The sequence below is a fragment of the Agrobacterium sp. 22-3639C2 genome, assembly GCF_053522105.1.
On sequence record NZ_JBNWDB010000002.1, the window covers coordinates 1,111,484 to 1,126,867 of the forward strand.

A 15,384-nucleotide genomic window follows, 5' to 3' on the forward strand; every position below is an offset into this window, starting at 1 on the left:
CCCCTCATCCGGCCTTTGGTGTCCAACTTTAAATGGCAACCCGGCGGAGGAGGGGCGACACCCGTGTCTCCTCCTCAGGAGGCTGCCTTGATGGAAAGACTTTCGAGATAGGCCGACGGGTTTTCGGGGTCGAAGACCTTGCCGTCGAAGAAGGTTTCCTTGCCGCGCGACGTGGAGGCGGGAATATCGGCAACACCGAGATCCTTTGCAGCGTCGCGCCAGATGTCCTCGCGGTTGACCTTGGCAACCAGCGCCTTCACGTCCGTATCGGGTGCAAATTTACCCCAGCGGATGTTTTCCGTGATGAACCAGCTGTCGTGGCTGCGGAAGGGATAGGACGCGTGATCCTGCCAGAACTTCATCTGCAGACCGGTATTTTCCAGCACGCGGCCGTTGCCGTAATTGATATTGCCCTTGAGGCGGCCAAGAACGTCCTTCGGTGGCACGTTGAACCATTGGCGCTTGCCGAGGATCGTGGACATCTCCTCCTTGTTCGCCATCTCATCGCACCATTGCTGGGCCTCCATCACGGCCATCAGCAATGCCTTGGTGGCGTTGGGGTTCTTTTCCACCCAGTCGGCGCGCATGCCGAGCGCCTTCTCGGGATGCCCTTTCCAGAGTTCCCCGGTGGTACAGGCAGTGAAGCCGATGCCCTGATTGACGAGTTGCTCGTTCCAGGGTTCGCCCACACAGAAGACGTCCATATTGCCGACCTTCATGTTGGCGACCATCTGCGGCGGCGGAACGACGATGGTGGAGACGTCCTTGTCCGGGTCGATGCCGCCGGCGGCCAGCCAATAGCGGATCCACAGATCATGCGTGCCGCCGGGAAATGTCATGGCAGCCTTGATTTCCTTGCCTTCTGCCTTCTTCTTCTCGAAAGCTTCCTTCAGCTTGGACGCGTCGAGCTGAACGCCGGTTTCAGCATATTCTTTGGCGACGGAAATACCCTGGCTGTCGAGATTGAGGCGGGCGATAAGCGCCATCGGCACAGGCACGTTGTTCTGCGTCACCTTGCCGGTATGCATGAGATAGGGCATCGGGGTCAGGATATGCGCGCCATCAATGCCGTTCGATGCGCCGCCGAGCACGAGATTGTCACGTGTCGCACCCCAGGATGCCTGTTTGAGAACCTCGACATCCGGCATGCCATGCTTGGCGAACAGTCCCTTTTCCGCCGCGATGATAAGCGGGGCGGCGTCGGTCAGCGCGATGAAGCCGATTTTCGCGCCCTTCACTTCCGGCTCAGCCGTGGCTGCGAAAGCGCCTGACGGAAAAGCGGTGCGCACGGCGGTAACAAGGGCTGCGGCGGCTGTCGTCTTCAGTATGGTGCGGCGGCTGACATCGCCCGAGAATATCTTTTTCATTCGCATCTTCCCCTTATTGGACCACCGCATGGGTGGCGCGTTCGCTTGCGAAAAAACCTGAAAATAAAAAAACGCCGCTCGGTGTTTGCGCCTTCGGAACGGGAGGTGTTCCGGGCAGCAAAACCTTGCGACGTCTATGTCTGTGAAAGCGCTTATGCCGCGCCCTGCTCGCCCCGATCGCCGTTGACCAGTGCAAAGACGACGAAGCAAGAGGCGTGCCAGTTTTACTTGTGGAAGCTATCGCCTTGGAAAAAAACGGAATTTCCGAGATTGAATCGGACGATTAAATTTTAATCAGTAGAAATTTTGTCTATGGTTTGCGCAAATGGATAAATTCCTCGCTTGAAATTTGCGCAGCTTGCCCGGCCGACGGCTGTCAGGCCTCGCCTTGGGAGATGGAAAACGAGGCAGAACTGCGCACGGAAAAGCCATTCACATAGCCAGCAATGTCTGCGGGATCGAAAACAAAACCGTCCACGAACCGGTCACCCGCCTCCTGCCCTTCGACTCGAATATCGGCATCATCGGGCGCATTGGCATCGCCCAGTGCCGCCCGATAAATATCTGGACGGTAAGCGGACAGGGTGGCCTCCACACCACCTTGCGAAAACTCCGTCTGCCCCCAGCGGATCATCTGGCTGTAAATCCACAGTGCCTGGCTCTGGCGCGGATAATTGGCATGGCCGCCGTGGAAGAGGAAATATTTGTCGATGACCCGGCGGTTGCCCTGGCTGTCGATGTTGAATTCACCGGCAAGCACATGGCGGATGATGCTTTGCGGCGCACCGATATAACGCGGATCGGCAAGTGTCCTGCTCAGATCATCGTGATTTTCCGCAAGGTCGCACCAACGTGCGGCGGCATCGAGCGCCGTCAGCAGCCGGCTGACCGTTTCCTGCTGGCTTTCGGCCCATTCAGGCCGCATCCCGATCACTTTTTCCGGCGCAGACGGCCACAAATCCTGCTTGGCAGCGACGATCCTGCCCACACCGCGCTCGGCGGCAACGATGTTCCACGGTGCACCGACACAGAAACCATCTATGGCGCCCGCCGCCAATGCGTCCGACGTCAATGGCGGTGGTACGACCACCAGTTTGACGTCGTGATCGGGATGAATGCCACCAGCGGCGAGCCAATAGCGAAATTCGTAATTGTGCGAGGAAAACGGGTAGGTCATGCCGAGCGTCGGTGTAGCTTCGCCCCGCGCTCGCATGTCATCCAGCACCTCCTTTAAGGCCTTCGCATTTTCCAGCGCCCCCGCCGTTTCGGAAAGCCCCGTCAACGCCTTCATCCGGGCAAAAAGCCGCGTCGAAAGCGTTATAGCATTGCCGCCGCGCCCAAGTGAAAACGGCGTGATCGTCGGCGAAGGGTTGGAGCCGAGTCCGAGCATGGAGGCAACCGGCATCGGCGACAGCATATGGGCAACGTCGAATTGCCGGAATGCCAGCCGGTCGCGCACATTCGCCCAGGAAACATCCTTGACGAGATCGAGCGTCAGGCCTTCGCGCTCGGCAAAGCCGAATTCCGCCGCAGCAATGAGGACGGACGCATCGACAAGAGGAATAAAACCTGCCCGCAGGATTTTTTGCCGGTCGCTGCCAACAATTGCCGGCGCGCCCGCTTTTGAACCGGCCGATTTTTCCTGTGCCGCCATATCATACACTCCTCGACTGTCCTGCCGGCGGGTTCGTTACATCAACAGACCGGCCGCGGTGACCACGCTTTGCGCGATCTCGGATATTTTCTTTTTCTCGTTCATCGCCGTTTGCCGCAGAAGCGCAAAAGCCTCCTCTTCGGACAGGCCACGCATTTTCATCAAAATGCCTTTGGCGCGCTCGATGACCTTGCGCTCCTCAAGCGCCGATTTTGCTTCGGCAAGTTCCTGTCGCAGACGGCTGAAAGCGTTGAAGCGGCTGACCGCCATATCGAGGATGGGTTTGACGCGTTCTTTCTTCAGCCCGTCAACGACATAGGCGGAAACACCGGCCTCAACGGCCGCCTCGATGGACGCGGTATCGGAGCGGTCGACAAACATGGCGATCGGCCGGCCGACCGTGCGTGTCAACTGAAAAAGATGCTCCATCATGTCGCGGTTGGGATTTTCAAGGTCGATGAAGATGACATCGGGCTGCAGCGTCTCGATGGTCCGCGCCACGCCGTGCACCTCATGGATGAGCGTCACGCGATTATACCCGGCTTCGCGCAGCCCCTCCTCGATGATCGAGGCGCGGATCGCGTTTTCGTCTATAACGAGAATGGTGAGGTCGCGAAGCGTCATGTCGGCATTGATGACGCACCGCAACAAACTTGGCAATCAGGCGCCGATATAAAAATGGAGCGGACGTGAAAGGGACGTTTTCATCCCGCTCCGCCTGATTTCTCAGGACGCCCGTTCGAGCGCCTTCAAAACCGTCCGCTCGGAAAGATTGAGATAGATTTCCATCTCGTCACCGGCCTCAGCCGCCTTGCCCTCTTCCATCAGCGACAGAATCTTGCTGTTCATGTCCACAAAGGGGGAATGGAGCTGTTCCGGGTCTTTCAGCAGGCCGAAACAAAGCCTGAGCTCAGCGGCAATGCGCTCGTAAAAATCGCTGAGACGAGCGCTGTCGAGAAGGTCGACTACGGCGGCGTGAAACTTCATGTTGGCGCTGCCCACGCCTAACCAGTCTGCCTGGTCGCGCTTTATCCTGGCATCATCGACCGCCGTGCGCATTGTCCGGATGGCCGGGTGCTTGTGCCAGGCCTGACGCAGCGCCCCGCATTCCACCATGCGCCGCACCCTGTAAATATCAATCACCGAAGCCAGGGTGGGAACGGCGACAAAAACGCCGCGATTGGCCTCGTGACGCAGCAGACCATCCTTGGTCAGGAGACGAAAGGCTTCACGCAGCGAATTGCGGGAGACCTCGAAACGTTCGCTGAAGGCTGCTTCCGAAAGACGCTGGCCCGGCATCAGTTCACCGGAGATCAGCAGGGTGCGAATACCCTTTGCCAATCGATCCGCAAGCGGCAGACCCTCTATCGTTTCCGTCATGGCGCTTTCCTTAAGAGCAATGCAACGTTGGGAATTCCGTGACAGGCATGTTCGGACACGGCATGATTGCCCATAGCACAAAGCTTCAGCAAAGCGCCAAAAAAACGTGATGAATTCATACTCATAACGTCCAACAAATAGACAAAATAAAAGAACGATTATCATTTATTGTTGAACAATATTGACAATCTCACGGAACAAGACAAGATCGGCGTCATAAAGCATCCGCGAGGGGCGGATTGCGACAGGAGCGGAGAAAATCCATGGAGCAGAAAAAGCTCACCCCGACTGCCGATCTCAAAATGTCAAAACGTGCATCTCTTTTGGGAGCAATCTTCCTGATGGCAACATCTGCCATCGGTCCCGGCTTCATCACGCAGACGGCGACATTCACCATGCAGCTTGGTGCCGCATTCGCCTTCGGCATTCTTGCTTCCATCCTCATAGACTTCGTCGTTCAGCTCAACATCTGGCGCATCGTAACGCTGACGCGCATGCGTGCGTCCGACATCGCCAATGCTGCCATTCCGGGCTCCGGCTATCTTCTCGCCATTCTCGTCATCATCGGCGGCCTTTTCTTTAATATCGGCAATATTGGCGGCACCGGCCTCGGCCTGAACGCCATCTTCGGGCTCGATCCGAAAATCGGCGGCGCCATCAGCGCAATCTTTTCCATCGCCATCTTCGTTTCCAAACGGGCTGGCCTCGCCGTCGACCGGTTCATCATTTTCGCCGGTATCCTGATGATCGTGCTGACGCTCTACGTTGCATTCGTATCCGCGCCTCCGGTCGGTGATGCCTTCCGCCAGACCTTCCTGCCGGACACAATCAATTTCGCGACCATCACCACCATCGTCGGCGGCACCGTTGGCGGCTACATCACCTATTCCGGCGCGCACCGCCTGCTGGACCGGGGAATGGTCGGCATTGAAAACCTGCCCGCCGTCAACCGCGCCGCTCTGACCGGCATCGCTGTCACCGGCATCATGCGTTACGTGCTGTTCCTCGCCATTCTCGGCGTTGTCGCCAGCGGCGTCGTCATCGATACATCGGGCCAGGCCGCCAATCCCGCCGCACAGGCTTTCCGGTCGGCCGCGGGCGATCTCGGCTTCCGCCTATTCGGCATCATCTTCTGGGCTGCGGCCATCACAAGCGTCATCGGCGCGGCGTATACCTCCGTCTCGTTCCTGCCCGTGTTCAAGCAGGACATGACCGAACGCGCCCGCAACATGGCGACGGTCATCTTCATCGCTGTCTCGCTCGTCTGCTACCTGCTCATCACGACGCCGCCCGCCGCCATGCTGGTCTTCGTCGGCGGCCTGAACGGTCTTATCCTGCCCATCGGCCTTAGCATCTTCCTGTTTGCCGCATGGAAGCGTGAAGACCTGATGGGCGGCCATCGCTACTCGCGCATTCTGCTCGGGCTTGGCGTTCTGACATGCGCATTGACGTGGTACATGGGCTACAAGTCCGCCGGCACCATTTTCGGCCTGCTCGGCCTGTAAAAACTAGAGCGTTTCCGCATTTCGGAGAAAAGCGGAAACGCTCTATATATTTGTTATTACGCATTTTCCCGACGCAAAACCGCTACGCACTTTTGCTGGAAATGCTCTAAAGGGAGGCAAACATGGCCGCTATCGATCTCAACAGCGATCTTGGCGAAAGTTACGGCGCGTGGCGCATGGGAGACGACGAGGCGATGCTTGCCATCGTTTCCAGCGCTAACATCGCCTGCGGATTTCACGCAGGTGACCCGGCCGGGATTTACCGCACCGTCAAGGCCGCTGCCGAAAAAGGCGTGGTCGTCGGGGCCCATGTTTCCTACCCGGACCGCGTCGGCTTTGGCCGCCGCGATCTGGATGTGACCTCCGAAGAGCTGATAGCCGATGTCATCTACCAGATAGGCGCACTGAAGGGTGTTGCCGCCGCTGCCGGAACCACGGTGCGTTACGTGAAGCCGCATGGCGCGCTTTACAACCGCATCGCCAATGACGCGAAACAGGGACAAGCGGTCATCGACGGTATAAAGGCCGTCGATGCCTCGCTGGTGCTGATGGGCCTTGCCAATTCGCCCATCCTCGATCTCGCCCGCAAGGCAGGCCTTGCCGTCGTCGCGGAAGCCTTCGCTGACCGCGCCTATACGCCAGAAGGCCAACTCGTCTCGCGCCGCGAGGCGGGCGCCGTACTGCACGACGCTGCCAAAATCGCCGACCGGATGGTGCAGCTTGCCCGCGAAGGAACACTCGAAGCCATCGACGGCAGCAGCATCAAGATCGAAGCACAATCCATCTGCGTGCATGGCGACAGCCCCGGCGCGGTGGCGATCGCCCAGGAAATCCGCCGCCGTTTCGAAGCCGAGGGCATCGAAATCCGCTCTTTTGCATCCATTCTCTAAAAGGGCGACCAATGACGATACCCTTATCCTTTCTGAGCCACACCAATGCGGATGCCGCCCGGACGGCCCGCGCCGATTATCGTGGCGGCCTCGTTGCACCGACCTCCGGCATCGCTCCAGGTTTCACGCAGGCCAACATGATCGTGCTGCCGCGCGACTGGGCCTTCGATTTCCTCCTCTATGCGCAGCGTAATCCCAAGCCCTGCCCTGTGCTCGATGTTTCAGATCCCGGCTCACCAACCACGCTTCTTGCCCCCGGTGCCGATCTCAGGACCGACCTGCCGCTTTACCGTATCTGGCGTGACGGCAAACTTGCCGAGGAAACGGCGGATGCGACCGCCGCCTGGGCAGAGCGTGACGATCTCGTCGCTTTCCTGATCGGTTGCAGTTTTACCTTTGAAACGCCGATGGTCGAAGCGGGTATCGAAATCCGTCACATGACCGACAAAAGCAACGTTCCGATGTATCTGACCAACCGCCCCTGCCGGCCGGCCGGCCGATTTAAGGGCAACATGGTCGTTTCCATGCGACCGATCCCGGCTTCGCGCGTGGCCGATGCCGCGACAATTTCAGGACGTTTTCCGGCGGTTCACGGTGCGCCCGTGCATGTCGGCGCGCCGGAAGAAATCGGCATATCGGATCTCGCGAAACCGGATTTCGGTGATGCGGTGCGGATCGAACCCGGCGAGGTTCCAGTTTTCTGGGCCTGCGGCGTGACGCCTCAGGCTGCAGTCATGGCGTCCGGCGTGCCGTTCGCGATTACCCATGCGCCCGGGCACATGTTCATCACCGACATTCCCGATTCTGCCTATCACGCGTGAGGATATGATGCGTTTTCTCCCCGTCAGCCTCACCACCATTCTCGTCGAACTTGCCGATCTCGATGAAACGCTGGCGCTGTTCGCCTCGCTTCAGAACGATCCGATCGAGGGCATCGACGAAACGGTTCCGGCTGCCCGCACCCTGATGATCCGTTTCCGCCCCGAAAAGATTGGCGCAGAGGCGCTGGTTGCACGGCTTTCCAGCCGCGATCTCTCCGCAAAAATCGCGCCCTCGGACAATCTGGTGGAAATCCCCGTCCATTATAACGGCGAAGATCTGGCCGACGTTGCCGAACTGACCGGCATGAGCATCGAAGAAGTCATCCGCCGCCATACCGAAAGCGAATTTACCGTGGCCTTCTGCGGTTTCGCGCCCGGCTTCGGTTATCTGGTTGGCGGCGATACGGCTCTTCACGTGCCGCGCCGGCAAAGCCCGCGTACCCGCATTCCGGCGGGTTCGGTGGCGCTGGCTGGCGCCTTCAGCGGCGTCTATCCGCAAAACAGCCCCGGCGGCTGGCAGATCATCGGCACCACACCGGTGAAGATGTGGGATATAGACCGTGATCCCGGCGCGCTTTTCCAGCCGGGTTATCGCGTACGTTTCTTCGATATGGACAAGGCCGGAAGAACGGTTGATGTTCCCACCTCATTGCCGCGCACCGCCCGGCCTGAGATGACGAGAGAAGGCCCGCATTTCGAGGTGCTCGCGGCCCCCATGCCCGCCATTTTTCAGGATCTTGGCCGCTTCGGGCAAACCGGGCAGGGCGTCTCCGCCTCCGGCGCACTGGATCGTGGCGCGTTTAACGCCGCCAACCGTATCGTCGGCAATCCCGTTAACTCGCCGTGTCTCGAGCTGACGCTCGGCGGCTTTTCCTTCAAAAGCACGAGCCGCGCTGTCATCGGCATTGCGGGCGCGCCCTGCCCCATCACCGTCAAGACCGCAGATCGCAGTTTCACCGCACAAACCCATGTTCCCGTGTCTCTCGAACCCGGCGATATCGTAACCCTGGGTCAGCCGCCGAAGGGCATGCGCTGTTATCTTGCTGTGCGTGGCGGGTTCGATGTCGAGCCCGTGCTGGGCAGCTATGCGACGGATACGCTCGCCGTAGTCGGTCCAGAAAGCGTGACTGCGGGCACTACTCTGCCGCTGAAGGGCGAAAAGGCAGGACTTTCCAGCGTGTCTGTCGACGAGGCTCCGGCCTTCGATCCGCCGGCAACCGGCGATATTGTGACGCTCGACGTGGTTCTCGGACCGCGTACCGACTGGTTCACGCAAAAGGGCCTCGATACGCTGACCGGCCAGCTCTGGCAGGTCACGCCGCAATCGAACCGCGTCGGCATTCGCCTTGCCGGCGAAGTGCCGATGGAGCGCAGGGACAGTGCCGAATTGCCGAGCGAAGGCACGGCCACCGGAGCAATCCAGATTCCCCATAGCGGCCAGCCCGTTCTTTTCCTTGCCGACCACCCGTTGACCGGCGGCTATCCCGTCATCGGCGCGGTCGCGGAATACCATCTCGATCTTGCGGGGCAAATCCCCGTCAATGCCAAAATCAAGTTCCGCCCGATCGGCCCTTTTGCCGAAATCGCGGCGGCTAAAAGTCTGTAGGGAGAATAGCGATGAAAAAAGTGCTGATTGCCAATCGCGGCGAGATCGCGGTGCGGATCATCCGCGCATGCCGTGATTACGGCCTGCAATCGGTTGCCGTTTATGCCGATCCCGATCAGGATGCGCTATTCGTTCGGTTGGCGGATGAGGCCTATGCGCTGGAAGGCGTCCGCCCCGCCGAAACCTATCTCGATATCGCCAAGCTGATCGCGATTGCCAAACGCGCCGGCGCGGATGCCGTGCATCCCGGTTACGGCTTTTTGTCCGAACGCGCCGAATTTGCGCAGGCGGTTATCGATGCCGGCCTTAGCTGGATCGGCCCCGACCCACATGTCATTGAAGCGCTGGGCGACAAGGTGGAGGCGCGGCGCATCGCCACCAGCGTCGGCGCACCGCTGGTGGCCGGCAGTGACGGCCCCGTCTCTACCGCCGCCGAAGTCACCGCTTTTGCCGAAGAATACGGCCTGCCCGTCGCCATCAAGGCGGCGCATGGCGGTGGTGGGCGCGGCCTGAAGGTCGCATGGAAGATGGAAGAGATCGCCGATCTCTACGAATCCGCCGTTCGCGAAGCGACCGCCGCTTTCGGTCGCGGCGAGTGCTTTCTCGAACGCTTCCTCGACCGGCCCCGCCATATCGAGGCGCAGGTTTTGGCCGACAAGCACGGCAATGTGCTGGTGCTGGGCACTCGCGATTGCTCGCTGCAACGTCGAAACCAGAAGCTGATAGAGGAGGCTCCGGCCCCGTTCCTGTCTGCCGAACAGCGACAAAAAATCCACGACGCGGCAAAGGCGATCTGTGCCGCCGCGGGCTATTCCGGTGCCGGCACCGTCGAATTTCTGCTCGGCGTTGATGGCACGATTTCTTTCCTGGAGGTCAATACGCGCCTGCAGGTGGAACATCCCGTTACCGAGGAAACCACCGGTATCGATCTCGTCATCGAGCAGTTCCGCATTGCCGAGGGCCACACCCTGCGGGTGGTTGAAACGCCGGAACCGCGCGGCCACTCGATGGAATTCCGCATCAATGCCGAAGATCCCGGCCGAGGATTCCTGCCAACACCCGGCACGATCTCGATTTTCGATGCTCCTTCCGGCCCCGGCATCCGTATGGATAGCGGCGTCGTCAGCGGCTCCAGCGTGCCTGGCGTATTCGACTCGCTGATGGCGAAGCTCATCGTTACGGGTACCGACCGCGATCAGGTTCTGCGCCGCGCGCGCCGCGCGCTGAAAGAATTCCGTATCGAAGGCATTGCCACGGTTCTGCCGTTCCATCGCGCCGCAATCGAGACGGACGACTTCATCGGCACCGACGGTTTCAAGGTTCATACCCGCTGGATCGAGACCGATTTCGCCGCCATGCCTGACGCCATGGAACGTCCTGCACCGGCTGAAGACCCTTCCATCACGCGCACCTTTCTGGAAATCGACGGCAAGCGTGTTTCTGTCGGCCTGCCGAACCTGCTGCTCTCCGGCCTCGGCGCTGTCAGCGGCGGCAATGCCGCAGCCCCCGGCGCGTCGGTCAAGGAGAAGGAAGGTGAAATTATCGCTCCCGTTTCCGGCACCTTGCAATCGTTCAAGGTGAACGATGGCGAAACTGTTTCCAAAGGCGATCTTCTGGCCGTCATGGAAGCCATGAAAATGGAAACGCAAATCGTGGCGACGAAGGCCGGCAAGGTCCGCCTGATCGTCAAGGAAGGCGACTATCTTCAGGCGGGCGCGGCACTTCTCGAAATTGCGGAATAACGCATAGACCAGGCCACCGGACCCATCAGGGAAGGTGGTCCCCTCACAATCGAAGTTTGGTCAATACGGCGGCGGAACCCTTTCGCCGCCGGGCCGTTTATGGCGCGACCTGCTAACCATCATGAGGGAAATATGGCCGGACGCACCTTGCTTCAATTCTTCCATTGGTACTATCCGGACGGAGGGAAATTATGGAGCGAGGTGGCCGAAAAGGCGGAAAGCCTTGCCCGAATGGGTATTACCGACGTTTGGCTACCGCCGGCCTACAAGGGTTCTGCCGGCGGTTTTTCGGTAGGTTACGATACCTATGATCTCTTCGACCTTGGCGAATTCGACCAGAAGGGAACAGTCGCGACCAAATACGGTGATCGCGCTGCCCTCGAACAGGCCGGTCGGACGCTGAAGGAAAACGGCATCCGCGTCATTCACGACGTGGTTCTTAATCACAAGATGGGCGCGGATGAACGGGAGAAGGTGCGGGTTCGTCGCGTCAATCCCGATGACCGCACCGAAATAGAGGACGAGGATTTCGAGGCGCACGCCTATACGCGCTTCACGTTTCCCGGCCGAAACGGCACACATTCCAAATTCATCTGGGACCTGAAGTGCTTCAGCGGCGTCGACCATATCGAGGAGCCTGATGAGGACGGCATTTTCCGTCTCGTCAACGAATATGGCGACGGCGAATGGAATGAGGAGGTCGACGAGGAAAACGGCAACTTCGATTATCTCATGGGCGCGGATGTCGAATTCCGAAACAGGGCTGTCTACGAGGAACTGAAATATTGGGGCCGGTGGCTTGCCGAACAGGTGCAGGTGGATGGTTTCCGTCTGGATGCGGCCAAACATATTCCGGCATGGTTCTTCCGCGACTGGGTAGGCCATATGCGCGACACGATTAATCCCGACCTCTTCGTTGTCGCGGAATACTGGCACCCCGATATAGACGCGCTAAAAAGCTATCTCGATCTGGTGGACAAGCAGCTGATGCTCTTCGATGTCGCCCTTCACCACCGCTTCCATGACGCTTCCAAGCAGGGCGGCGATTTCGACATGCGCACTATCTTCGATGGTTCGCTGCTTTCCGCTGTTCCAGATCACGCCGTCACGCTTGTCGACAACCACGACACGCAGCCGCTGCAATCTCTGGAAGCGCCGGTAGAACCCTGGTTCAAGCCTCTGGCCTATGCGATCATTCTGCTGCGCGAAGAAGGTGTGCCTTGCGTCTTTTATCCCGATCTTTTCGGTACGACCTATACAGACACCGGCAATGACGGCAACGACCATGAGATCGTCATGCCGGCTATTGAATGCCTTCCGAAGCTTATCGAGGCACGCAGCCGCTTTTCCAACGGTGCCCAGACGGATATTTTCGACGATCCGAGCTGCGTTGCGTTTATTCGCCACGGTACCGCCGATGAGCCGGGCTGCGTTGTGGTGATGTCGAACGGCGAGGCGGCGGAAAAACAGATAGATCTCGGCCCTGAGCAGGCAGGAGCTGTATGGCGCGATTTCCTTGGTCACCGTCACGAGCAGATCACCCTTGACGAGCATGGCAAGGGTCTGTTTTCCACTAATGGCGGCAGCGTCAGTGTCTGGGTTCCGGCCGACGTCGAGTAGGAACAATTGCTTTTAAAGCAGCCAGCCGGAAACCTTGCTCATTTGACGGATACGAGACGGCGCGGGCCCGCGCCGGCATCGGCCAGAACATCGTTTGGATTGCGTAAGGGACAGTCATCAAGTGAGAGGCAACCGCAACCGATACAGCCGGTAAGCTGGTCGCGCAGCATAATCAGGTTGTTGATACGAAGCTGCAGCATTTCCCGCCAGGACTGCGAGAACACGCGCCAGTCAGCGGTCGTCGCCACCCTGTCCTGCGGCAAATCCGCCAAGGCGTCCCTGATGATGCTGAGCTGGATACCTGCCCGCTGCGCAATGCGGATAATGGCAATGCGCCGCAGGACGGCGCGATGATAACGACGCTGGTTCCCGCTGGTACGCCAGCCTTCGATCAATCCCTTCGCCTCGTAAAAATGGATGGTGGAAACGGCGACGCCACTACGACGCGCAACCTCCCCAACCGTCAGGCTGTGTTTAAAGATGGTATTTTCCATGCCGGCTCCGTTTTCTGAACGGCCTCCGCTCTGAAAAACGCGGAAACACACTAGAGAGCAGCCGGTATAATTCCTCAACCATAGTTGAGGTCAATAGGATGGATGGCAAAAAGAGGCGCCCATCGGGCGCCTCTGAATTCTTAAATATCGCGGATCAGAATTTGGCGGTCATGCTGATCCAGAAGCGGCGGCCTTCCATGACCGTGTTGAAATCGTCAGCGCCGACTTCCTTGTCGAATACATTGTAAACCGCCGCGTTGAGATCGACATTTTCGGCCACCGCATATTTCGCCCCGATGTCGAGGGTGGTGTAAGCGTCATATTTACGCCCGGCCTTGCCGTTGATCGTAACCGGTTTGCCGTTCGTACCGATGCGCGGACCCGCATTGATTTCCGATCCGTGATAATTCACCGAGGCCCAGGCTTCCAGCCCGTCCACCGGGGTGACCCATTCGCCTCTCAGATTGGCCATGTGCTCCGGCGTCCGCGCCAGCGGAAAACCCTCGTAATCGCCCGTCTTCTGTTCGGAATGCGTATAGGTATAGTTGCCGCGCAATGTCAGTTCCGGCGTCGCATACCATGCTGCCGTCAGTTCTATGCCCTGAATGACCGCGTCGTCGATATTGTAATTGTACCAGAGGCGATAATTGCTATCTTCGCTCCAGCGGGCAGGCGTACCATCCGGATTGAGCACGAGCGCGTTAGAAATCTTGTCCTTGAAATCTGTGTAGAAATAAGTGGCACCGAGGGCAACATCACCATTGTCCCAGAGTGCTGCCAATTCATAACTCGTGCTTTTTTCCGCCTCCAGACCCGGATCGCCGATGATCACGCCGCAGGTACCGTTCGAGGCATAGGTGCACCCACCGCCGCCAGTCGTATAGGCGTAACCCGGTGCGATCTGGCGGATTTCCGGTGCGCGGAAACCTGTTGAAATGCCGCCCTTGATCGTAAGATCGTCGGTTGCGCTCCAGACGCCGTAAAGGCGCGGGCTGAAATGATTGCCATATTTTTCATGGTTATCCAGACGAAGGCCGCCCGTCAGCGCAAAGCTATCGACGATGCGCCATTCATCCTCGACGAAGAGCGCCCATTGCGTCGCCGAGAAAGTTTCGTCGCGACCGGTACGGCGTCCCGGATTCTGGTCCTTCAGCTGTGCCTCGAAATATTGACCGCCGGTGACGAGCGTATGGTTGCCGAACAGTTCGAACGGCGTGGTGAACTTGCCGTCGAGAACGCTATTGCGAACCTCCGGCGAGCGCGGATTTTCAGTGACGCGTCCCGTGCGAAAATTTCTGGTGAAGTTGGTGCGCTCGGCCCATTCCTGCTGGAAGGAGAATTCAGACGTGGTCGGTCCCCACCGGCCGGCATGCGACAATGACCAATGGTCGCGCGTATTGGTGTTGTAGGTGCCGTCTGCATTGGCTGCCAGCGTCTCGCCGGACTCGGCATCGCGGCGCAACCGTGCTTTGCCAGCCTCGAGATAGATGTCGTGATCCTCATTCGGCGTGAAGGTCAAACGTCCATTGAAATCATATTCCTTCGCGCCCGTCGTACCATTCAATATGCGGTCTTCGCCGCGCGTGAAGCCCCTGCCCCAGATCTGCAGCCCCAGCCGGTCCTTCAGGATCGGCCCATTGGCATACCAGGACACCTGACCGCTATTGCCGAATTTTGAATGTTGCTGAACCGTACCCTCGCTGGTGACGGAGCCAGACCAGACATCGCCAACCTTGCGGGTGATGATGTTGATGACGCCGCCCATGGCATCGGACCCGTAAAGAGAGGACATCGGGCCGCGCACGACCTCGATGCGTTCGATCGCCGAAACCGGCGGCACGAAACTCTGTTCGAAGCCGGAATTACCATTGGTACGAGCATCGCGCGTGCTCTGCCTCTTACCGTCAACCAGGATCAACGTGTAAGCGCCGGGCAATCCGCGAATGAAAATATCCTTCTCATTGGCAATGCCGGTGACAGACACGCCCTGAACTTCGCGCAAGGCGTCTGTCAGATCGCGGTAAGACCCCTTTTCCAGATCTTCTCGCGTCACGACCGTGATGCTTGCCGGAGCATCCTTTACATTCTGCTCGAAGCCGGACGCGGTCACCACGATCTGCTGAAGAACGGTGGTTCCGTCGGTCGCCTGCTGCGCGACAGCAGGCAAGGCAACGCTGAGCGCCGTTCCCGCCATAGCGACGAAAATGCCGGCCTTTATTATCGTCGCGGCCATATCCTGCCCGCGGTACTTCAATTCCATGTTACGCCCCCGCATTTAACTTGAGAATTTACCCCCACTTATTTA

Annotated in this window: 12 protein-coding genes; 6 read left to right on the top strand and 6 right to left on the bottom strand. The window is 59.0% G+C overall.

Annotation, left to right across the window (positions count from 1 at the left end):
- Positions 1-74: 74 nt before the first annotated feature.
- The 4 genes from ACQZ6D_RS12760 to ACQZ6D_RS12775 form a co-directional block, all read right to left on the bottom strand.
- Positions 75-1,367 (bottom strand): CmpA/NrtA family ABC transporter substrate-binding protein, encoded by a 1,293-nt coding sequence (locus tag ACQZ6D_RS12760; RefSeq protein WP_448729967.1) that lies wholly within the window; start codon positions 1,365-1,367, stop codon positions 75-77.
- 376 nt (positions 1,368-1,743) lie between these two features.
- Complete coding sequence (locus ACQZ6D_RS12765; RefSeq protein ID WP_448729968.1) at positions 1,744-3,021, bottom strand: CmpA/NrtA family ABC transporter substrate-binding protein; 1,278 nt, start codon at positions 3,019-3,021, stop codon at positions 1,744-1,746.
- A 36-nt stretch (positions 3,022-3,057) separates the two neighbouring features.
- Positions 3,058-3,645 (bottom strand): ANTAR domain-containing response regulator, encoded by a 588-nt coding sequence (locus ACQZ6D_RS12770; protein WP_003511609.1) that lies wholly within the window; start codon positions 3,643-3,645, stop codon positions 3,058-3,060.
- Between the two features lie 102 nt (positions 3,646-3,747).
- Positions 3,748-4,401 carry a GntR family transcriptional regulator gene (locus ACQZ6D_RS12775; protein ID WP_003511611.1) on the bottom strand — a complete coding sequence of 218 codons (654 nt, stop codon included), beginning with the start codon at positions 4,399-4,401 and terminating at the stop codon, positions 3,748-3,750.
- A 263-nt stretch (positions 4,402-4,664) separates the two neighbouring features.
- Here ACQZ6D_RS12775 and ACQZ6D_RS12780 point away from each other — a divergent pair, with 263 nt between their 5' ends.
- From ACQZ6D_RS12780 to amyA, 6 genes are all read left to right on the top strand, one after another.
- The gene (locus ACQZ6D_RS12780) at positions 4,665-5,906 is read left to right on the top strand and encodes an NRAMP family divalent metal transporter (protein WP_003511614.1); all 1,242 of its coding nucleotides are present in this window, start codon (positions 4,665-4,667) and stop codon (positions 5,904-5,906) included.
- Between the two features lie 122 nt (positions 5,907-6,028).
- Positions 6,029-6,796: a LamB/YcsF family protein gene (locus tag ACQZ6D_RS12785; RefSeq protein ID WP_448729969.1), complete on the top strand. Its 768-nt coding sequence runs from the start codon at positions 6,029-6,031 to the stop codon at positions 6,794-6,796.
- Between the two features lie 11 nt (positions 6,797-6,807).
- On the top strand, positions 6,808-7,617 hold the full coding sequence (locus ACQZ6D_RS12790; protein WP_003511619.1) for a putative hydro-lyase: 810 nt from the start codon (positions 6,808-6,810) through the stop codon (positions 7,615-7,617).
- Between the two features lie 7 nt (positions 7,618-7,624).
- Positions 7,625-9,223, top strand: a complete 1,599-nt coding sequence (locus tag ACQZ6D_RS12795; protein WP_448729970.1) for a 5-oxoprolinase subunit B/C family protein — start codon at positions 7,625-7,627, stop codon at positions 9,221-9,223.
- Positions 9,224-9,234: 11 nt separating this feature from the next.
- On the top strand, positions 9,235-10,965 hold the full coding sequence (locus ACQZ6D_RS12800) for an acetyl/propionyl/methylcrotonyl-CoA carboxylase subunit alpha (protein WP_448729971.1): 1,731 nt from the start codon (positions 9,235-9,237) through the stop codon (positions 10,963-10,965).
- Between the two features lie 132 nt (positions 10,966-11,097).
- Entirely contained in the window at positions 11,098-12,585 is a 1,488-nt protein-coding gene (gene amyA, locus ACQZ6D_RS12805; protein ID WP_080849916.1) for an alpha-amylase, read from the top strand.
- 38 nt (positions 12,586-12,623) lie between these two features.
- Here the strand turns inward: amyA and soxR are convergent, their stop codons facing one another.
- Positions 12,624-13,079, bottom strand: a complete 456-nt coding sequence (gene soxR / locus ACQZ6D_RS12810) for a redox-sensitive transcriptional activator SoxR (protein WP_013761951.1) — start codon at positions 13,077-13,079, stop codon at positions 12,624-12,626.
- Positions 13,080-13,233: 154 nt separating this feature from the next.
- Positions 13,234-15,339: a TonB-dependent receptor domain-containing protein gene (locus tag ACQZ6D_RS12815; RefSeq protein ID WP_448729972.1), complete on the bottom strand. Its 2,106-nt coding sequence runs from the start codon at positions 15,337-15,339 to the stop codon at positions 13,234-13,236.
- Positions 15,340-15,384: the final 45 nt, after the last annotated feature.